The 21,013-nt window shown below is 58.7% G+C and carries 19 protein-coding genes; 4 read left to right on the top strand and 15 right to left on the bottom strand.

Annotation, left to right across the window (positions count from 1 at the left end):
• Positions 1-16: 16 nt before the first annotated feature.
• Positions 17-2,452 (bottom strand): ComEC/Rec2 family competence protein, encoded by a 2,436-nt coding sequence (locus EXN68_RS03915; RefSeq protein WP_142839961.1) that lies wholly within the window; start codon positions 2,450-2,452, stop codon positions 17-19.
• A 307-nt stretch (positions 2,453-2,759) separates the two neighbouring features.
• Between EXN68_RS03915 and gltA the strand changes: the two genes are divergently transcribed.
• A complete protein-coding gene (gene gltA, locus EXN68_RS03910) occupies positions 2,760-4,049 on the top strand; it encodes a citrate synthase (protein ID WP_006312523.1) in 1,290 nt (429 codons plus the stop codon).
• A 112-nt stretch (positions 4,050-4,161) separates the two neighbouring features.
• Here gltA and lpxB read toward each other — a convergent pair whose 3' ends face one another.
• From lpxB to EXN68_RS03840, 14 genes are all read right to left on the bottom strand, one after another.
• Positions 4,162-5,343: a lipid-A-disaccharide synthase gene (lpxB, locus tag EXN68_RS03905; RefSeq protein ID WP_142839694.1), complete on the bottom strand. Its 1,182-nt coding sequence runs from the start codon at positions 5,341-5,343 to the stop codon at positions 4,162-4,164.
• A 4-nt stretch (positions 5,344-5,347) separates the two neighbouring features.
• Complete coding sequence (locus EXN68_RS03900) at positions 5,348-6,220, bottom strand: LpxI family protein (protein ID WP_161991185.1); 873 nt, start codon at positions 6,218-6,220, stop codon at positions 5,348-5,350.
• Positions 6,221-6,223: 3 nt separating this feature from the next.
• Positions 6,224-7,039 (bottom strand): acyl-ACP--UDP-N-acetylglucosamine O-acyltransferase, encoded by an 816-nt coding sequence (gene lpxA, locus EXN68_RS03895; RefSeq protein ID WP_142839693.1) that lies wholly within the window; start codon positions 7,037-7,039, stop codon positions 6,224-6,226.
• Positions 7,036-7,503: a 3-hydroxyacyl-ACP dehydratase FabZ gene (fabZ, locus tag EXN68_RS03890; RefSeq protein WP_142839692.1), complete on the bottom strand. Its 468-nt coding sequence runs from the start codon at positions 7,501-7,503 to the stop codon at positions 7,036-7,038. Before fabZ ends, lpxA begins: the two co-directional genes overlap by 4 nt.
• Entirely contained in the window at positions 7,496-8,563 is a 1,068-nt protein-coding gene (lpxD, locus tag EXN68_RS03885) for a UDP-3-O-(3-hydroxymyristoyl)glucosamine N-acyltransferase (protein ID WP_142839691.1), read from the bottom strand. The genes fabZ and lpxD overlap by 8 nt, the downstream gene beginning before the upstream one ends.
• A 49-nt stretch (positions 8,564-8,612) precedes the next feature.
• Positions 8,613-10,937 (bottom strand): outer membrane protein assembly factor BamA, encoded by a 2,325-nt coding sequence (gene bamA / locus EXN68_RS03880; RefSeq protein WP_142839690.1) that lies wholly within the window; start codon positions 10,935-10,937, stop codon positions 8,613-8,615.
• Positions 10,938-11,136: 199 nt separating this feature from the next.
• Positions 11,137-12,258, bottom strand: a complete 1,122-nt coding sequence (gene rseP, locus EXN68_RS03875) for an RIP metalloprotease RseP (protein ID WP_161991216.1) — start codon at positions 12,256-12,258, stop codon at positions 11,137-11,139.
• Between the two features lie 49 nt (positions 12,259-12,307).
• Positions 12,308-13,141 carry a phosphatidate cytidylyltransferase gene (locus tag EXN68_RS03870; protein WP_142839688.1) on the bottom strand — a complete coding sequence of 278 codons (834 nt, stop codon included), beginning with the start codon at positions 13,139-13,141 and terminating at the stop codon, positions 12,308-12,310.
• On the bottom strand, positions 13,141-13,884 hold the full coding sequence (locus EXN68_RS03865; protein ID WP_142839687.1) for an isoprenyl transferase: 744 nt from the start codon (positions 13,882-13,884) through the stop codon (positions 13,141-13,143). Before EXN68_RS03865 ends, EXN68_RS03870 begins: the two co-directional genes overlap by 1 nt.
• A gap of 64 nt (positions 13,885-13,948) precedes the next feature.
• Positions 13,949-14,506 carry a ribosome recycling factor gene (frr, locus tag EXN68_RS03860; RefSeq protein ID WP_046800234.1) on the bottom strand — a complete coding sequence of 186 codons (558 nt, stop codon included), beginning with the start codon at positions 14,504-14,506 and terminating at the stop codon, positions 13,949-13,951.
• A gap of 67 nt (positions 14,507-14,573) precedes the next feature.
• Positions 14,574-15,296: a UMP kinase gene (gene pyrH, locus EXN68_RS03855; RefSeq protein ID WP_003502561.1), complete on the bottom strand. Its 723-nt coding sequence runs from the start codon at positions 15,294-15,296 to the stop codon at positions 14,574-14,576.
• A gap of 97 nt (positions 15,297-15,393) precedes the next feature.
• The gene (tsf, locus tag EXN68_RS03850) at positions 15,394-16,320 is read right to left on the bottom strand and encodes a translation elongation factor Ts (protein ID WP_142839686.1); all 927 of its coding nucleotides are present in this window, start codon (positions 16,318-16,320) and stop codon (positions 15,394-15,396) included.
• Positions 16,321-16,682: 362 nt separating this feature from the next.
• The gene (rpsB, locus tag EXN68_RS03845) at positions 16,683-17,450 is read right to left on the bottom strand and encodes a 30S ribosomal protein S2 (protein WP_046800236.1); all 768 of its coding nucleotides are present in this window, start codon (positions 17,448-17,450) and stop codon (positions 16,683-16,685) included.
• A 192-nt stretch (positions 17,451-17,642) separates the two neighbouring features.
• Positions 17,643-18,485 carry a cell envelope integrity EipB family protein gene (locus tag EXN68_RS03840; protein WP_142839685.1) on the bottom strand — a complete coding sequence of 281 codons (843 nt, stop codon included), beginning with the start codon at positions 18,483-18,485 and terminating at the stop codon, positions 17,643-17,645.
• Between the two features lie 116 nt (positions 18,486-18,601).
• On the opposite strand from EXN68_RS03840, the gene EXN68_RS03835 reads away from it, so the two are divergent.
• The 3 genes from EXN68_RS03835 to EXN68_RS03825 are packed head-to-tail and all read left to right on the top strand — an operon-like array spanning position 18,602 to position 20,999.
• Positions 18,602-19,072 carry a RidA family protein gene (locus EXN68_RS03835; RefSeq protein ID WP_065115506.1) on the top strand — a complete coding sequence of 157 codons (471 nt, stop codon included), beginning with the start codon at positions 18,602-18,604 and terminating at the stop codon, positions 19,070-19,072.
• Positions 19,069-19,809, top strand: a complete 741-nt coding sequence (locus EXN68_RS03830) for a glycerophosphodiester phosphodiesterase (protein WP_161991184.1) — start codon at positions 19,069-19,071, stop codon at positions 19,807-19,809. The genes EXN68_RS03835 and EXN68_RS03830 overlap by 4 nt, the downstream gene beginning before the upstream one ends.
• Positions 19,806-20,999, top strand: coding sequence for a GNAT family N-acetyltransferase (locus tag EXN68_RS03825; RefSeq protein WP_142839684.1), 1,194 nt, complete (start codon positions 19,806-19,808; stop codon positions 20,997-20,999). Before EXN68_RS03830 ends, EXN68_RS03825 begins: the two co-directional genes overlap by 4 nt.
• The last annotated feature ends 14 nt before the right edge of the window (positions 21,000-21,013 follow it).

Here is a 21,013-nt window from a genome sequence, read left to right as displayed (position 1 = left end):
TTCATGCTGGCGGCGTTCATTGCGATGTCGCCAGCAACTGCCTGACCGGTTCCGGCACCTCGTATTCGAAACGGTCGGTTTTCCAGTTGTAATAGCGGTGCTCGCTCCATGGCCTGTCCGCCCCGGCAATCGCCGCGCGCAGCCGTCCGACGACCGCGGATTGGTCGCTCCCGGCAAAGTTTATTTCTACCGAACCGATGCGCCGCAATATATCGCGGTTGAGCAGAAGCGCTCCTGAGCGGCATTGCGAAAACGAGGTCCTGCGGGAAACGACGACAATATCGGCGATGTCGCAGGCTTTTCCGGCAAACCGACCGTCTTCCAGAACGACGATCCACTCCCCGCTCCCGACGCGCGCCACGCACCATATGCCTTTGCTGCAGGTGAAGACGCCGGGTTCCGCATCTTTCAGCGCTGCCGTCATCTGCCGTGTCACCGCCCTCATCTCCTCTGGCGTAAGTTTTGATTTTGTGGTCAAGCCTACACTGGTTATCGCGGCCTCCGCTTTGAGATTGACCGGTGGAACGGGCTGTTCCGGCAACAGGAGTGCTCTTTGCCACTGGCCGTATACGAAGCCCTGTGGTCGCGTTTTTGTCGTATAGGCCTTGCCGTCTTCCAGCAGCGCCACCAGCTCCCCCTCCTCGTGAATGAGCAGATCCGGGCCATCACGATAGGCCGTGGCCGCCGACAGGCCGAAGGCGGAAACAAGAAGCGGAATACCAAGCAATGCAAGCCGGCTGCGCAGCAAGGTGAGCAGCAGGAAACCGGCGGAGCCGAGACCAATGAACCACTCATGCGGCCGCCCCGTTGCCGCGCTGCCGCCCCAGGACGCCACTTCATTGGCGACTTCGATGACAAGCGCCATGCCATAACCCATGATCTTCAGGAACGGTCCATCAAGCCCGAACGGCATCAGCAGCATGGCGAGCAGGCCGAACGGCATGACGATCAGCGACATCAGAGGCATCGCAGCCAGATTGGCGAAAAGTCCATAGGTGGTGACACGATGGAAATGCTCGGCCGAATAGATCGCCGTCGAAACTCCGCCAATCAGCGACGTGGTGATGACCCCGGCAATGATAGTGCCTACCATCTGTGCCGCCGTCATCCATACCGGTCTGCGTCCGATCAACAGTCGCTCGTGATCGCCGCGCCGGCGGCCCCACCAGGCATAGGTGGATACGAGCGCGATGGTCGCGGCAAACGACATCTGGAAACTCGGCCCCATGATTTCCGAAGGCGAAAAGACAAGGATGATGAGAGCCGAAATAGCGACATTCCGGAGACTGAGCGACGGCTGATCGAAAAGAACCGCGATCAGCATCACCGACATCATCAGCCAGGCGCGCTCGGCGGAGACGGCGAAACCGGAAATCAGGTAATAAGCGAGCGTCATCAAGAGTGCCGCGAAAGCCGAAATCTTCTTGACGGGCCAGCGCTGCGCAAAAGCGGGAAACAGGCTGAAGGTCAGCCTCAGCCCCACAAAAAAAATGCCTGCGGCAAGCGCCATGTTCAGTCCGGATATGGCAACGATATGGGCAAGGCCGGAAAGCCTCAATGCCTCCATCGTGTTAGCCGAGATCGCCTGTCTCTCATCGGTGACGATGGACGCGGCGAAGGCTCCGGCGTCACCACCAATGACATTGCGGATACGCTCCGCAATGGCGCTGCGCAGGCCATAGAGCCGCATATCCGCCCATTCCAGCCAGCCCGTCTCGACCTTGATGTCGCCCCTTGGTGATATGAGTGCCTGCGGCGGCTTGTAGAAAAATCCGGTCGCACCAATACCTTTGAAATAGGAAGCGAAGGCGAAGTCGTTCAGACCCGGCAAAGCAGGGCCGGAAGGCGGCGACAGCCGTGCCTTGCCTTGAATGGTCGCGCCAAGTGCAACGGGGTCGCCTCCGCCACGGGAAAGCAGCGAGATTCTCGCCGGCGGGCGCGACAATGCTGGCGCTTCGGTCGCAGCCAGCTGAATGACATATCGCCAGGAGCCGCGCGCATCCACTTCCCGGCGCACCACCGTGCCGGTGATGGTGGTTGTAACCGGGGTATCCAGTACCACGGTTCCCGCCCGCCGGGTTTCAATATCCGCCAGAAGCATGCCCAGCAGAAGAAAAGCGGCAGCGCTGCAGGTCGCCGCCGACAGGCCGTTATTATATCGGCTAAACAGCGCCAGACCGGCAGCAAGCAGGAACATGATGGCGAGAGCAGGCAAGGGCGGCGTGACATCAAGGGAAAACCACAGGATCGCGCCGCAGCCGATAAAGACGGGAACGAAAAGGAAATCATGGCCGAATGCGCGTTCCTCGGCGACGCAGCCGGCAACTTTTTCGGTGATGACAGCCTTGAGATTACGCCTGGCAACACGGGTGGGCAGATCATAAGCCACAAGATCGCCGGCACGGTGAACGGGAAACAGGATTTCATGCGCGCCGGGCAAGTCGCCCTGCAACGTTTCGGCATATCCGAGATGCTTTTTTTCCCCTTGACCAAGCAATCCGCGCCGCGCCCCTGCCGCACCGGAAACAGGTTTGCAGGGCGGCGGGAAGGATTGCAATCCTTTCCTTTAACCGTGCGTTGACCGAGATTGAATTGCCATGGCCGATAATGCCGCAAGCAACGTAATTGCGTTTGCCGCAATGCACAATTTGACCTTCGAATAGCTTGGCATCGGCGCAAGGATCATATAGCTAATCGGTAGACGCTTAACCGCGAGGCGTGTCTCAACGCCTCCACCCGCATGTTCTCGGAGGATCAGTATGACGGAAAAAAGCGCTACAGTGACACTTGGCGAAAAGCAGGTGGAACTCCCGGTAAGGGAAGGCACGATTGGACCAAGCGTCGTCGATATCGCCACGCTCTACAAGCACACGGGCTCCTTCACTTACGACCCGGGTTTCACGTCGACGGCCTCCTGCGAATCCAAGATCACCTATATCGACGGTGACGAAGGCGTTCTCCTTCACCGCGGCTTCCCGATCGAGCAGCTCGCCGAACAGGGCGACTTCCTGGAAACCTGCTATCTGCTGCTTTACGGCGAACTGCCGACGGCTGCGCAGAAGAAAGACTTCGACACCCGCGTTACGCGCCACACCATGGTGCACGAGCAGATGAGCCGTTTCTTCACCGGCTATCGTCGCGATGCGCATCCGATGGCCGTCATGTGCGGCACGGTCGGTGCTCTCTCGGCCTTCTACCACGACTCGACCGACATTACCGATCCGCACCAGCGCATGGTCGCTTCGCTGCGCATGATCGCGAAAATGCCAACGATCGCCGCCATGGCCTATAAGTACCATATCGGCCAGCCCTTCGTTTATCCGAAGAACGATCTGGATTACGCTTCCAACTTCCTGCACATGTGCTTTGCGGTGCCGTGCGAGGATTACAAGGTCGATCCGGTTCTGGCCCGCGCCATGGACCGCATCTTCATCCTGCATGCCGACCACGAGCAGAACGCCTCCACTTCCACGGTGCGTCTTGCCGGTTCTTCGGGTGCGAACCCGTTCGCCTGTATTGCGGCGGGCATCGCCTGCCTCTGGGGTCCTGCACATGGCGGCGCCAACGAAGCAGCGCTCAACATGCTGAACGAAATCGGCTCTGTTGACCGTATTCCGGAATACATCGCCCGCGCCAAGGACAAGAACGATCCGTTCCGCCTGATGGGCTTTGGCCACCGCGTGTACAAGAACTACGACCCGCGCGCCAAGATCATGCAGAAGACGATGTATGAAGTGCTGGAAGCCACCGGCAATTCTGACGATCCGATCATGCAGGTTGCGCTGGAACTGGAAAAGATCGCCCTTTCCGACCCCTACTTCGTCGAAAAGAAGCTCTACCCGAATGTCGACTTCTATTCGGGCATCACGCTGAAGGCGCTGGGCTTCCCCACCACCATGTTCACCGTTCTCTTCGCGCTCGCCCGCACCGTCGGCTGGATCGCACAGTGGAACGAAATGATCGAAGATCCGCAGCAGCGCATCGGCCGTCCGCGCCAGCTCTACACGGGCGCCGGCAAGCGCGATTACGTTCCGGTTTCCAAGCGCTAAACCGGCAATCAAAACATCAAAGGCCGGCGGATGAAAATCCGCTGGCCTTTTCTATTGGGTATTTCAGTAAGATAAACACGTTCGACCCGTGGCCAAGACGGCCAAGCCTGTGTCAGCCTTGCTGTCTGCGGCCGTTCAGCACATCGAGCAGAATGGCAGCGCCGGTTTCGCCCGGAGGCACATCGGTGTGCAGACGCTGCTGCACCAGCGCATACCCCTCAAGCATGGCCCGCCGCTCTGTGGTGTCAGATGCAAGCCGCTCTGCCCAGCGCAGCATGGATCCTGGCCGCACCACCTCGTTGAGATATTCAGGCACAACCGGGTAGTCGGCAATCAGGTTCGGAAGTGCGCCCGTCCAGGTTTTTACCCGCTTGCTCAGCATGGTGAAAATCCAGTCGGTCTTATAAACAGAAACGGTCGGCACGCCGGCAAGCGCCAGTTCGAGAATGACAGTACCGGAGGCCGCGATTGCCGCATCGGCACGTGCAAACGCGTTCCATTTGAAGGCGGAATCTGTGCCGATTTCGGGCCTTATATCTTCCGGCCATGTCGCCGCCAGTTCGCGGATACGGTTTTCCTGACGCGGCACGGTGGGCAGCACGAAACGGGTTGGGCCGTTGCGTTCCACAAAGGCCTTTGCGGCCTCTCGAAATGGCTCCATCAACCGCGTGGTTTCCGTGGAGCGCGACCCGGGCAGCAGAAGAATAGTTTTGGCTTCGCCCTTGGCCGGAAGGGGGCGTTCCGCCCGCTTTTGCCGCACCGCCAGCACATCGGGATCGACGCTGAGACGATGGCCGACAAAGGTGGTCGGCGGGCCGCCCAGACGTCGCATCGCCTCGGGCTCAAAAGGCAGCAAGGCTAGAACGTGATCGACATAGGACAACATCGCGGTGGCGCGATATTCCTTCCACGCCCAGACACTGGGGCAGACATAGTTGACGACCGGCAGATGCGGCAATTGTTTGCGAACTTTTTTCGCAACACGATGCGTGAAATCCGGGCTGTCAATGATCAGCAGAATATCCGGCTTTGCGGCGATGATCGCCTGCGCAGTCTGGTTGATGCGCGCAATGAGTTTCGGCAGCTTTTTCAGGACTTGCGTGAAGCCCATGATGGAGAGTTCGGAATAATCGAACAACGAGGTCAGCCCCTGCGCCTCCAGCGCCTCGCCGCCGACGCCCATCAGCTCAACGGAGCCAAGATATCGGGCTTTGAGGGAGCGGATCAGATCCGCGCCCAGAAGATCGCCGGACACTTCTCCGGCAATGACCGCCACTTTTAATGCTGCCGTCATCCGATCATCTCTCCCCGATCATATCACCACCGAGTGACGTATCGATGCCGCAGACAAATATGCCCGCCTGATCGGCGGCTTTCAACATCTCGTCGCGGTCCAGCACCAGCGCCCGTCCTGCTTCGACGGCGATGCCCGCCAGTCCGGCTTTCTGCGCATTTTCCACGGTTTCGATACCGATGGTCGGCAGGTCGGCGCGGATATCCTGTTGCGGCTTGCACAGCTTCACCAATACGCCCCTGCGTCGGGGCGATATGCGGCCTTCGGCACGCAGTGCCGCAACACGTGCCAGCATGGCATCGGTGCCCTCAACGCCTTCCAGCGCAACGATGCGACCGCCGACCGAGACCGCCCCCTGCCCGACATCAAGCGTGCCAAGCGCAAGTGCCGCCTCAGCCGCCTTGCGAATATCGCGCAGATCTTCATCCGTGGGTTTCTGCGTGCCCAAAGTACCTGTCGTGGCAAGCAGGCCGGGCGCAATCTCGTGGGCGCCGATGACCTTCGCGCCGAGCGTGCCGATGACCTTGATCACCATCTGCAACACGGCGTCATCACCGCCCGACAAAAGCGTGCGGACGATGGAGGGCAGTTTCAGCACGATGCCGACAGTCGGGCGGATCTCCCGCCATTCCGGCCGTCGCGCCACGGCGCCGGAAAGCACGACGCGGTCCACCCGGTTTTCACGCAGCAAACGGCCGAGCCCTGCCACGTCGCCCACGCTGATTATAGCATTGTCGAAGCCGCTCCAGTCGAAGCTGGAATCATCGCGCAGGCGCACGATGAAAGGGTTTTCCCCCATCTCGCGGGCGGCGGTCGCCACATAAAGCGGCAGCTGGCCGCTGCCGGCCACGATGGCGAGACGCCCGCCGCCTGTCACGGCTCACTTGCCCCGATTGGGCGAAGAGATCGCGCGGTCGCTGCCCGCGCCGATGAAATCGATGACTTCGAGGGCCTGCGGGCAATCCAGATATTCATTGCGATCGATTGCCGCCGCGTTACCGCGGATCGTACCTTCAGCCTCGAAAATCTGCTTGTAGACGCGCCGGACCTTGTGAATATCCGCCCGTTCAATGCCGGCACGCGTCATGCCGACCACATTGAGGCCGCCAAGAATGCCGGGATTGCCGTTCAGCATGCCATAGGGAATGACATCGTAATTAACCGCCGACAGCCCGCCGATAAAGGCCTGACGACCGATGCGGGTGAACTGGTGCACGGCACAGCCGCCGCCCAGGATGGCGCGGTCTTCGATAGTCACATGGCCCGCCAGCATCACATTGTTCGACAGGATGATGTGATTGCCGAGGCGGCAATCATGCGCCACATGCGAATTGGCCAGGAACAGATTATCGTCACCGACAATTGTCTTGCCGCTGCCATCGGAACTGCCGGCGTTCATCGTCACGCCTTCGCGCATGATACAGCGTTCGCCGATCTCGAGCGTCGTTTCCGATCCATCATGGCGAACCGCCTGCGGGGTGCCGCCGATGACGGCCATGGGATGGATCACTGATCCACGGCCGATGACGGTTACGCCAGAAACGATGGCATGATTGTGCAATATGACATCATCATGCAGCGTGACCTTTGCGCCGACATAGCTGAGCGCGCCGATGACGACATTTTCACCGATAACCGCACCGTCTTCGACAACGGCGGTCGGGTGAATTTTGGCCGAGGCGGCGATCCTGCTCATTGCTGGTCCTCGGGGATCATCATCGCACCGACATCAGCCTCCGCAACCAGCGCGCCATCCACCTTCGCCTCGCAATGGAATTTGAACACATTGCCGCGCTGACGCTGCTTGACGACGTGGATCTCCAGCCGGTCGCCGGGGATAACGGGTTTGCGGAAACGCGCATTGTCGATTGTCATGAAGTAGACCAGGTGACCGCCCTCGCCCTGACTGCGAGCGCATATCGCACCTGCCGTCTGGGCCATGGCTTCGACGATCAGAACGCCTGGCATGATCGGCCGGTCCGGAAAATGGCCGGTGAAATGCGGTTCGTTGACCGTGACGTTCTTAATGCCGGTCGCCGAGTTGTTACCATCGATATCGATGATCTTGTCGATCAGCAAGAACGGGTAACGATGCGGCAGAAGCTTCATGACTTCCAGAATGTCAGCCGCGCCGAGCGCCGTCTTCGTTTCTTCAGTCATTGTTTTTTTCTCCTGTTTTTTTATCACGCGCTTCAGCGCGTGCCAGAATTTCGGCCATGTCGCGCAGGAAATATTTCATCGGGCGTGCAGGCGTTCCGCCATAACGGGCGCCGGCCGGAACATCGGCGACCACACCACTCATGGCTGCGATCTGCACACCGTCACCAATGGTGATATGGCCATTAACGCCCGCCGCACCGCCGATCATCACGCCATCGCCAATGCGGGTGCTGCCCGCAATGCCGACCTTGCTGACGATGCCACAATGGCGGCCGATGCGCACGTTGTGACCAATCTGGACCTGATTGTCGATCTTTGTGCCTTCACCGATGACGGTGTCATCCATGGTGCCGCGATCGATCGTGGTATTGGCGCCGATCTCGACATTGTCCTGAATGATGACGCGGCCGATCTGCACGATTTTCAGCATGCCGCGGGGACCGGGAGCGTAACCGAACCCATCCTGACCGATGCGCGCGCCATTATGGATAATCACATTGTTGCCGATGAGGGCGACAAGAATGCTCGCGCCACCGGAAATGGTGCAATCACGCCCAACCTGCACATGCGGCCCGATGATGACACCCGGGCCAATCCGTGTACCCGCGCCAATGTGAGCGCCTGCGCCAATGACGGCGAGTGGCTCAACGATCACGCCCGCTTCCAGCTTCGCCGACGGATCAACATGGGCAGCCGGAGAAATCTCGGCTTCCATCGGCGCAATCGTCGCGGGCCGCATGGCGGAGGGATGCAGCAACGCACCCACCTGCGCAAAAAGCGTATGCGGATTTTTCGATATCAGTGCGGGAATGTGAGACGGCACCATATTCGCCAGCGCAGCGTCGCAGATGACGGCACCAGCCTCGCAGCTTACCAGCTCATCGCGGTTCTTGCGGGAGAGAATATAGCAGAGCTGATCGGGTTTTGCCCGGTAGACCGGCGCGACAGACCTGATAGTCCGCTCACCCGCCGCCTCATCAGACAGTTCCGCCCCAAAACGGTCTGCGATATCTTTCAATCGCAATCCATCATGGGGCGGAAAAAAGGCGTTGTATTCCATTAGCCGGAAACTCCAGAACGTTCAAAGTTGCAGTTCTGGACTGCCGATATCAGAAAGTGTTGGACATGCCAAACCGGAAACGCTGTTCCTCGTCGTAGTCTTCCTTGGCGATCGGTACAGCATAGTCAACACGGATCGGACCGAAGGGCGATGCCCACATCACGCCGATACCAGCGGATGCGCGGATGGAGTTGTCATCCTGGACAGTCTGAGACGTAGAAACCTTGTTGCCATACATGGTGCCGGCATCGACGAAACCAGCCAGACGCAGGCCGAAATCTTCCGGAACGCCAGGCATCGGAGCAGTGACTTCAGCGGAGGCCGCGAAGTAGGTCGTGCCGCCGATGGAGTCAGAACCAATGCGCGGGCCGATACCGTCGTTCTTGAAGCCGCGAACCTGACGGCCACCGAACTTGAACTGATCGAATACCAGCAGATTGTCGCCCGTCGGCATAACATGACCCGCCTGACCGGTGATCGAGCCGATAACATCGTACTCGTCCGACAGCGTGTAGAAGAAGCGCGCCTTGGCGTAGATCTTGTAATATTCGGAATCGCCACCGAGGCCTGCAAATTCGTTCGTCAGGGCAGCCTGCCAGCCTTCGCGCGGCATGTTGCGGTCGTCGAGCGTATTGTAGTTCAGCGTGTTGGAGATGATGGACTGCGTCCAGTCACCACCTTTAATCAGCGCCTGATATGGCTCTGCAAGATTGGAATTGTTTTCCCAATCGCCTTCCCCATCATAATTGATCTGCTTGTAAGTATACTTGAACGTCGTCGAGAGGTCTTCGGTGATCGGCGCGGTCACACGCAGCGCGAAGCCCTGTTCGTCGTAATCGTAATAGTCTTCGCTGCGGCTCTGGCTCTTGAACAGATCGAAACCTGCGGCCAGACGGTAGCCAAGGAAATACGGCTCGGTGAAGGACAGCGTGTAGCTGCGCGCATCGTCTTCGCCCGCACCGGCAGCGAGACGGATGTACTGGCCGCGGCCGAGGAAGTTCTTTTCTTCGATGGATGCTTCAAGCAGAACGCCGTCGTTCTGCGAATAACCAGCACCGATACCGAACGAACCCGTCGATTGATCCTCAACGTCGACAACGATGACAACGCGGTCAGGCGCGCTGCCGCCGGCGGTCGAGATGTTGACCTTCGAGAAATAACCGAGCGCTTCAAGACGACGCTTTGCCGCCGTGATGACCGTCTGGTTGAATGCATCGCCTTCGGAAATATCGAATTCGCGGCGGATGACATAGTCACGCGTACGGGTGTTGCCGCGGATTTCGATACGCTCGACATAGGCGCGTTCGCCCTGGTCGACGATATAGGTCACACCGATAGTGTTGCCGGACATATCGCGGTCACCGCGCGGCGTTACGCGGGCAAAGGGATAACCTTCGCCGGCAACGCGCTTGGAAATCGCTTCCATGCTCTGCTGAACTTCCTTGGCGCTGTAGCTGGCGCCCTGGCGGGTTTCAACGAGACCCTGCAGTTCAGAACCATCGACACCCGGAACAGTCGATTCGACAGTGACGTTGCCGAAGTCGTATTTCTTGCCTTCATCCACCGTGATGGAGATGGTGTATTCGTTCTTGGACTCATCCAGTACAGCGTCGGACGACACGACCCGGAAGTCGGCATAACCGCGGTTGTAATAGAACTGGCGCAGCGCCTCTTCGTCGGCGCGCAGCTTGTCCTCGTTATAGACGTCCTTACGTGTCAGGAACGACAGCATGTTGGACTTCTTGGTATTGATGACGGCGGCCAGACGACCGTCGCTATAGGAATTGTTGCCGACGAAATCGATGCGGCCGATCTTGGTGCGCTCACCTTCGTTGATGACGAAAGCGATGTTCACACGGCCCTGACCGACGGAAACGGTCTGCGTGGTGATTTCGACGTCGCTGCGGCCGATTGCGGCATAAGCTTCCTTGATGCGGGCGATATCCGCAGTCACGATCGCCTGATTGAACGGGCCGAGCGACTGGGTCTGCACGATGCCAACGAGCTTGTCGTCCTTGATCTTTCGGTTACCGTTGAAGACAACCTGGTTGACCAGCTGGTTCTCGTTGACGGTTACGACCAGCGTGCTGCCGGAAACGCGCATGGAGACATTCGAGAAGTAACCGGTGGCGTAAAGACGCTTCACCGATTCATCGATATCCGAATTGGAAAAGTTTTTACCCGGCGCAATGGTGATGTTGGAACGCACGGAGTCCGCACCGGACCTCTCGGCCCCGCGAACATCGATCTTGCTGATAACGGCTGCATTTGCAGCACCAGCAGAGGCAAGCACGCCAAGGCCCGCAACCGAAGAAACACCAGCAGACAGCGCAACCGCCGACACAGCGTTCAAAAATCTTGAACCAGCCTTCATTTCAAATCTTACCTTTTTACGTTGTCCCTCAGCGGGCGGAACCCGACTCCGGCCATGTGCGTCGTTTTACCTGCTTTTCCCCTACAAGCAAGTCAGAACGTTAAATTCTGTTTACTTCGTCATCCAGAGTGGCTCATTCGCCACTTCGGCATAAAAACAAGGTAAACAAGCCCCTAACAAAACCGTTAAAACACAATCCTCAGCCGATCAAGCTGCTGATATCATTCCATGTTGCAAAAACCATAAGTCCCAGAATCATCGCCATGCCGATACGGAAGGCAACTTCCTGCGCTCCGGCGCCAAGCGGCCTGCCGCGAATGGCCTCGATGGCATAAAACACCAGGTGTCCACCGTCCAAAACCGGAACAGGCATCAGGTTGAGAAGTCCGATCGACACTGAAAGCACGGCGGCGAGCTGGATGACGGCGGCGATGCCGAGCGTTGCCATCTGGCCGGATGCCTGCGCAACGCGGACCGGACCACCCAGCTGATCGGCATTCATGCGGCCGGTCACGAGATTGCCGATATAGTTGAAGGTGCCGGTGATGACGTGGCCCGTCTCCCGCACGCCCTCAAGCAGGGCCTCAGACGTCGAATATTCAATATGACGGAAGTTGCCACTGGTCTGGTCGGTGACGATGCCGATGATGCCCATTTCCAGCTTATTGCCGAACTGGTCCGTCGTCTCGGTGCGGGTCGGCACCATCGGCAGCTTCAGCTCCTCGCCTGCCCTCTCGACAGTCACGGTGATCGGCGTGCCCGGCCGGATGCCGACGTAACGACGGACATCCTCGAAAGTCATGACCTTTTCACCGTCGATCGCCACCAGACGGTCGCCAGGGCGCACGCCTGCCGCTGCGGCAGCGCTGTTTTCACGCACCTCGGCCACGACAGGATCGGCGATCATCCGGCCATAAACACCGAACAGAACCGCAAAGATGAGAATCGCCAGGATGAAGTTGGCGATGGGCCCCGCCGCAACCGTTGCCGCCCGCTTCCACAATTTTGCGCCGGCAAGTGTCTGCGCCCTTTCCTCGAGCGACATATGCGACATGCCGGAACTGTCCGGCTTGCTCGCGGCATCTTCGTCGCCGAAGAACTTGACGTAGCCGCCGAGAGGGATCGCGGAAATCTTCCAGCGCGTGCCATGCCGGTCGGTAAAGCCGATCAGCTCCGGGCCGAAGCCGATGGAGAATGCGGTGGAGCGAATGCCGCTCCAGCGGCCGACGAGATAATGGCCCATTTCATGGACGAAAACGAGCAGGGAAAGCACCAGGATGAAGGGCACGATGTAGCCGGTCAGAAAACCGGTCGCCGCCATTACTGTGTTCATGACAATCTGCCCTTTATGTCGTGACCTTTCGTGCCGCTTAAAAGCCCGGCAGGAGACCGCCGCCCGATCCGGGCACGTCGCCGGTTGCCGCCGCATGCACGAAAGCAATGAGGAATACCGTAAAGCAGGCGAAAACAAGACCGTCAACACGGTCCATGAAGCCACCATGGCCCGGGATGAGATGGCTGGAATCCTTGACCTGGAAACGCCGTTTCACGAAGGATTCGAAAAGATCGCCAATCTGGCTGAAAACGGAGAGGATAAGCGCCAGCCCGAGTACCAGCAGACTGATCCTGCCGTGATAAGCGAGCGATACCGCACCGCCGCCGATCAGCGCGGCCACGGCGCCACCAATCGCTCCGGACCAGGTCTTGCCGGGAGAAATCGCCGGCGCGAGCTTTGGCCCGCCAATGGCGCGTCCGACGAAATAAGCAAGAATATCCGTCGACCAGACAACGGCGAAAATGAACAGGATGGAGACGAAGCCGGTCAACTCGTCGCCACGAATGGCAGCCAGCGAAATGCCGCTGAGCCCGGCATAGATGATGCCGCCCACCAGCCACCAGTTCCTGCCGCGCAGAACGGGGAAAAGTGCTGCCGTCAGCGTAAAGCCCGACAGCAGCGGCAGATCAAGCGAAGGTTCGCCAAAAATCGTGTTGCCGGCGATGACGGCAACCGCAAACCAGCCCCAGGCATTGCCGGTGGAGTTGGTTTCGGACAGCCGGGTAATCGTCGACCACTCATAATAGATGAGGATCGCCAGAAGACCGGCCACGATGCGGAACAGGATGCCGCCATACCAGGTGGCGGCCAATATGACCGCCGCCATGACGATTGCGGACACGATCCGCAGTCTGAGTTCACGGCTCATCAGGCGCCTGCCACGGCAACCGGCTCGGCGATGGCGCCGAAACGGCGATTACGCGTTGCATATTGCTCGATTGCAGAAAAGAACAGCTGCCGGTCGAAGTCGGGCCAGTATTCCGGAACGAACAGGAACTCGGAATAGGCCGCCTGCCAGAGCAGGAAATTCGACAGGCGTTCTTCGCCGCTGGTGCGGATGATGAGATCGGGATCCGGCATTCCGCACGTATCAAGTCTCGCCGAGATCATCTCCGGCGTGATCGATGCCGCATCCAGCCGGCCTTCGGCGACATCGCGGGCAATCGCCATGGTGGCGCGGGTAATCTCGTCACGGCTACCGTAATTGAAGGCGATTACCAGCGTCAACTTGGTGTTGTCAGCCGTCATCTGTTCGGCTTCTTCAAGAAGGCAGCGGATGTCGTTTTTCAGGCCCTGCCGGTCGCCGATGATGCGCACACGGACGTTTTCACGATGCAGTTCCGCAAGGTCGCGCCGGATGAAGGCCTTCAGAAGCCCCATAAGATCGCTCACCTCGGATTCCGGCCTGCGCCAGTTTTCCGAGGAGAAAGCAAACAGCGTGAGATAGCGGATGCCGCAGTCGCCGGCCGCACGCACGGTTTCGCGCACGGCCTCAACCCCGCGGCGATGCCCCATTACGCGCGGAAGACCGCACTGTTTTGCCCAACGCCCATTTCCATCCATGATGATGGCGACGTGCTCGGGTATTGAGGAACGTGTCGTCGTCGGCATATCGATCCAGTAACAGGCAGTGCGAAATTAAAACGAATAAAATACAGGTCTATCACAAGGGATATTAGACCTGCATGATTTCCCTTTCCTTCTCGCCAAGCAAGCGTTCAATCTCGGAAATCGTGTCGTCGGTCATTTTCTGGACCTTTTCGGACTGTCCGCGGCTTTCGTCCTGACCGATGTCACCGTCCTTTTCGGCTTTTTTCAGGCCATCCATGCCGTCGCGGCGCACATGGCGAATCGCCACCTTGGCTTTTTCGGCATAGTCGTGAGCCACCTTGACGAGTGATTTGCGGCGCTCTTCGTTGAGTTCAGGCAGCGGAATTCGCAGGTTCTGGCCGTCGACGATCGGGTTCAGGCCGAGATTGGATTCGCGAATGGCGCGGTCGACGGCATTGACCATCGACTTGTCCCAGATGTTGACGCCAAGCATGCGCGGCTCGGGAACGGTGATGTTTGCCACCTGGTTGAGCGGCACACGCGAGCCATAGGCCTCGATGGTCACCGGGTCGAGAATGTTGGCCGAAGCACGACCGGTGCGCAGCGATGCTATATCGCTCTTGAACGCATTGATGGCGCCATCCATGCGGCGCTTGATATCGTTGAGGTCAATACCACTCATCTAGATACTCCATCTCTGTCGGCCATAGCGGCCGGAATTCGCCCCGGGGGGCGGCATGTTTTTTTGATTACTTGTCGTGCACGATGGTCTTGCGGCCGCCGCCGGTCAATATCTGTGCGAAACCGCCCTTCTCGTGGATCGAGAAGACAATGATCGGGATATGGTTTTCGCGGGCAAGTGCCACAGCCGCGATATCCATCACCGCAAGGCCCTTGCCGAGCACTTCGCTATGGGTCAGCTCGTCGAAACGGGTGGCAGTCGGGTCCTTCTTCGGATCGGCGGAATAGATGCCGTCCACCTGGGTACCCTTGAAGATCGCCTCTGCACCCATTTCGGCAGCGCGCAGCGCCGCGGCGGAATCGGTGGTGAAGAACGGGTTGCCGGTGCCGCCGGCAAAAATCACCACGCGACCCTGCGCAAGATGGTGAAGAGCAGCACGCTGCGAGAAGCTCTCACAGATTTCAGGCATGGCGATTGCGGAGAGAACGACGGTGTCGATGCTGAGCTTGCGCAGCGAGGTTGCGAGCGCCAGTGCATTGATGACGGTTGCCAGCATGCCCATATGGTCGCCGGTGACGCGATCGCCACCCTTGGATGCCACGGCCACGCCGCGGAAAATATTGCCGCCGCCGACGACGACGCCGACTTCAACGCCCATCGCCCTTGCCTCGGCAATATCGGAGGCGATCCGGTCAGCCACCGCCACATCGATACCGAAACCCTGATCACCCATAAGGGCTTCACCGGAAGCCTTGAGAAGAACACGTTTGTAGATCGGCTTGGAAGACATCATGACTCCTCGGAAATGTAACCGAAACGCGGATACACGAAGGGCACCGCGTTGTCACGCGATGCCCTCCCGTTTTCCCAAGATTGGGTAAATATAATCAGCCCTTGGCGACTGCGGCGACTTCTGCTGCGAAATCGCTTTCTTCCTTCTCGACGCCTTCGCCGAGCAGCAGACGAACCATGCCGGTCACTTCGATGGAAGCGCCAGCTTCCTTTTCAGCTTCCTTGACGGCAGCACCGACAGTGATGTCGGGGTTGATGACGAAAGCCTGCGACAGAAGGGCGACCTCTTCGAAGAACTTGCGCATGCGGCCATCAACCATCTTTTCGATGATGGCTTCCGGCTTGCCGGATTCGCGGGCCTGCTCGATGAAGACGTTGCGTTCGCGTTCAGCAACAGCGGCGTCAACTTCTTCAGCGCGGATGGCGAGCGGGTTGGTTGCAGCAATGTGCATGGCAACCTGACGGCCGATCGAGTTCAGGACAGCCTTGTCGCCTTCCGACTTCAGGGCAACGAGAACGCCGAGCTTGCCGATGCCGTCGCCGGCAGCGTTGTGGACGTAGGTCGCGACAACGCCGTGCGGAACTTCAAGCGCTGCGGAACGGCGCAGCGTCATGTTTTCACCGATGGTGGCGATGGCGTCCTTGATGCTGTCGGAAACGTTCTTGCCGGTCGCCGGGTAGTTGGCGGCGGAAACAGCCTCAACGGTGCCGTCGGTGGTGAGGGCAACCTGGGCGATACCGCGGATGAGATCCTGGAACGCGTCGTTACGGGCAACGAAGTCGGTCTCGGAGTTGAGTTCGACAACAACAGCCTTGTGACCCATGGTGGCGACGCCGATCAGACCTTCGGCAGCCGTGCGGCCGGACTTCTTGTCGGCCTTTGCGATGCCCTTGGCGCGCAGCCAGTCGATCGCCGCTTCCATGTCGCCATTGGTTTCAGCAAGAGCCTTCTTGCAGTCCATCATGCCTGCGCCGGATTTCTCGCGCAGTTCCTTCACCATTGCGGCTGTGATTTCGGTCATTGTTTGCCTCTTATCGGTTCGATCGGTCAGCCGGCTGAATTTGCCGTGCCGAATTTCTGGGTGATGAGTGTACCCGGCCGCACACCCTTTGAAACCGGAGAGGATTTCAGGAAAGGGGTATGCGCATTCCCAAGTGCTGCGGCGTCTCCATACATCGAAATGATGGGTGCCGCCGAAGTGTGACAGCGTTATGAAGACTGCTTTCCGTTTCAACCACATCAGACGCCGACAGCTTCGTAAAAACCGAGACGGAGCGGTATGAAACGAACAAGGCCGTCAACCCATTGAAGGTCTTTGACGGCCTTGTCATATCCTGGTCGAGGAGACGGCGATCAAGAAATCGCCGCCAGACAGGGCCTAAATCAGGCGCCAGCCTCGTCTTCGAGAGCGGGCTCGATCGGAGCTTCTTCAGCAGCGCCGATGTCGCGGCCGGAAGCGCCCTGCTGACGTGCGATACCGTCGATGGCAGCGCGGGCGATCAGGTCGCAATAAAGCGAGATGGCGCGCGATGCGTCGTCGTTACCGGGGATCGGGTAGTCGATGTGATCCGGGTCGCAGTTGCTGTCGATGATCGCAACAACCGGAATGCCAAGACGCTTGGCTTCTTCGATCGCGATCTTTTCCTTGTTGGTGTCGATGATGAACATCAGGTCCGGAACGCCGCCCATATCGCGGATACCGCCGAGAGCCTTTTCAAGCTTTTCGCGCTCGCGCTCAAGGTTCAGGCGTTCCTTCTTGGAATAGCCGGAGCCTTCCGAGTTGAGGATTTCGTCAACCTTGCGCAGACGCTGGATCGAGTTCGAAATGGTCTTCCAGTTGGTCATCATGCCGCCGAGCCAGCGGGAGTTGACGTAATACTGGGCCGAACGCTTTGCGCTGTCGGCGATGATTTCCGACGCCTGGCGCTTGGTGCCAACGAACAGAACGCGGCCGCCACGGGCAACGGTGTCGGACACGACCTGAAGGGCGCGCGACAGCATCGGAACGGTCTGAGCCAGGTCGATGATGTGGATGTTGTTACGGTCGCCGAAGATGTACGGCTTCATCTTCGGGTTCCAGCGGTGCGTCTGGTGGCCGAAGTGAACACCAGCTTCCAGAAGCTGGCGCATAGAAAAATCGGGCAATGCCATGCCTTGTTACTCCTTTTCCGGTTTAACCCCCGCGAAGCGAACAGCACCGATTTTCATCGATACCACCGGGCGGAACGGACCGGATTTCTCCCGGAACATCCCAAGCTTCGCGTGTGGAATGGTGAGCCGCATACAGTCGCCTGCATGAAAATGCAAGCATTTATGCGAAAAAAACGCTCAAATAGCCGCGTTTCAGCGGACTGGCTTGCTTTCGCAGGTTTCGGGCTTGAGAATATCAAGCTTCGCAAGCTTCCCCGTCAGAACGAAATCGCCGTAATCCATCGTCAGATCGCGGGTGATTCCGTTTTCGTAAAGCTTGAACGACATGCGGTAGATCGGCAGGGCGTCGGTGCCGGTCTTGTCGTTATAATAGGCGATCGTTACCGGCCAGAATGCCGCCTTGGCGAAATCACCGGCCTTGCCAGCGTCCGCGTCGCCATCCTTCGGGGTCTGTGACTTGCCGACCAGCGTCGAGGTGATCAGGCTCTCATCGCCATCATCGGAACCGTCGAAAATCCGCGATTCGAAGATGCGCTTTCCCTGCCTGGCATGTTCGATGACCTGAAACATATGCTGCGTCGGGAACTCGCTGGCGACAAGACTGACCTGACGGGCATCAGGCCTCGTCAAATCGACCTTCACGCCGTCGGTGCCGTCGATTGCCGCCCCCTGCACTTCCTTGTCCAGCTTGTCGTCGGTGTAGGACTTGGTCTCGAAGGTGAATTTCTTTGCGGCCAGATCCTCGAAGGTGGTGGTCTGCTGGTCCGTCATGCGAACCGCATCGCCGGTGTTGATCTGCGTCACGAAGCGGAAATCCGTCTTGTAACCCTGACAGGCCGAGCCGGTGAATTCATAGACCATGCGGCCGGTCATGCCCTCGATGCCGGAGCGGTCGGACGCATCCTTGAGTTCGAGATCATAGACTGCGCGGTGCGCGACAAGGTCCGGAACCGCCACCGGCAAGGCATTGGCGGCGTTTGACAGGCCGGTCATAAGCCCTGTTGCGGCAACGAAACCAAGCGTCCTGACAAACATGCAATATCTCCTGTTGGAAGAGCCGCTCATATTGTACAAGCAACCGCCCGGCTTTTGGATCAACATCTTCTGAATGCCGGATTCTTGAAGGATTTACAACAAAACCGGAGACGAAAATGTCTGATGTCATCGAAGGCCGCCTCAAGGAACTTGGCTTTACGCTTCCCGTAGCCGCAGCACCAGCCGCAAACTACGTTCCCTTCACCATCAGCGGCAATCTGCTTTATGTATCGGGTCAACTGCCGATGGAATCTGGCAAGATTGCGGTGACCGGCCTGGTTGGCCGCGATGTAGACGTGCCAGGCGCCCAGCGCGCCGCCGAATTATGCGCCGTCAACATTCTCGCACAGGTCAAGGCCGCGTTGAATGGCGACCTCTCGAAAATCCGCCGTGTCATCAAGCTGAATGGCTTTGTTGCCTCCGTTCCGGAATTCGTCGAACAGCACCTCGTCATCAACGGCGCCTCCAATCTTCTCGCCAATGTTCTCGGTGATGCCGGCAAGCATGCCCGCGCCGCCGTTGGCATGGCCTGCCTGCCCTTCAATGCCGCCGTCGAGATCGACGCCATCGTGGAAATCGACGCATGACACTGAAACTTTCCTGGTTGACGGCGCAGCCCGTCGCCCATCGCGGTTATCATGATCTCAACAAGGCGGTCTGGGAAAACACGCTATCGGCCTTTTCCCGCGCCATCGAGGCCGGGTTTGCCATCGAATGCGACGTGCAGCTGGCGGCCGACAGCGTGCCGGTGATCTTTCACGACGACGACATGGCGCGCCTGACCGGCATCAAGGGCGACGTGCGCGAACGCACCTCCGGCGAACTATCGATGCTTTCCATCGGCCAGACGAAGGATCGTGTTCCGACACTGAAGCAGCTTCTGGCGCTCTGCGCCGGCAAGGTGCCGCTGGTGATCGAGCTGAAAGGCCGGCAGGGCGAAGGCGTCGATGACGGTTTTGCCGAGGCGGTTCTGGAAGACCTCGAGGGTTACAAGGGCCATGTGGCGCTGATGAGTTTCGACCATCATCTGCTGAAAGACCTGAAAGCTGCGGGGTCTCCCTGGCCGCTGGGTCTGACGGCCGAAGGCAACAAGCCGGAAGACTTCTTCAAACACGACGAAGCGATGCAGCTTGGGCTTGATTTCATCTCCTATCATTGGGGTCATCTGCCCAACAGCTTCATCGAGGCGCAAAGAAAACTCGGGCTTCCGGTGATTACCTGGACAGTCAGGGATGAAAATGCGCGCGAGACTACCTATAAATATGCGGACCAGATGACATTCGAAGGTTTCGACCCGAGAGAGAACCCCTCCGCCACGGCATGACAGAAGACTATTCCATTCGCGTTGCGCAATCCCTGGGGGATATCGATCCGGAGAGCTGGAAACGGCTTTCCGGAACTTCTCGCGACACGTCAGGAAAACCGTATAATCCTTTTATTTCCCACGCATTTCTATCATCGATGGAAGCGTCCGGATCGGCGACGGCCAAGACCGGCTGGCTTGGAAACCATCTGCTGCTCGAAAACGCGTCCGGTGATCTGGTAGGGGCAATACCGGCCTATCTGAAGAACCATAGCAAGGGCGAATATGTGTTCGACCATGGCTGGGCGGATGCTTTTGAGCGGGCCGGCGGCCATTATTATCCGAAACTGCAATGTTCGGTTCCCTTCACCCCGGCGACCGGGCCGCGGCTGCTCACTTCCGAAACAGTGGACGAAACGCGCTTCAAGCCGCTTCTGGCCTCCGGCCTTGCCCAGGTGACGGAAAAGATCGGCGTTTCGTCCGCACACGTGACGTTTCTACCCGAAGACGACCTGTCAGCCCTTTTGCCCCGTGATTTCCTGCACAGGACAGACCAGCAATTCCATTTCATCAATAACGGCTATCGCGACCATGATGATTTTCTCGACGCCCTTTCTTCGCGCAAGCGCAAAGGGCTGAAAAAGGAACGTCGTGCAGCGCTGGAAAATGGCATCGAAATCGACTGGCTGACCGGAAGCGATCTGACCGAGGATATCTGGGACCAGTTCTTCGCCTTTTACCTCGATACCGGCGGGCGCAAATGGGGCCGGCCCTATCTGACGCGGGAGTTTTATTCGCTGATCGGCGAGCGTATGGCCGACGATGTGCTGCTGGTGATGGCGAAACGCGATGGGCGTTACATTGCCGGTGCGATCAACTTCATCGGCTCGGATGCGCTTTATGGCCGCCACTGGGGTTGCATCGAGGACCATCCCTTTCTGCATTTCGAGGTCTGTTATCATCAGGCAATCGATTTCGCGCTGGCGAAGGGATTGAAACGGGTGGAAGCCGGCGCCCAGGGCGAACACAAGCTGGCGCGCGGTTATGTGCCGGTCACCACCCATTCGGCACATTTCATCGTCCATCCGGGCCTGCGCCGCGCCATTGCCGACTATCTTCAGCGCGAGCGCGAAGAGGTCGAGCATATCGGCGACTATCTTGATGAACACACGCCCTTCCGCAAGGGCGAGAGACAGGAACCGGACGTTTAGTCCGCCATGAGGAG

This window comes from Martinezella rhizogenes (genome assembly GCF_007002745.1).
Classification (GTDB): domain Bacteria; phylum Pseudomonadota; class Alphaproteobacteria; order Rhizobiales; family Rhizobiaceae; genus Agrobacterium; species Agrobacterium cucumeris.
This window is presented reverse-complemented; position numbering and strand designations above follow the sequence as displayed.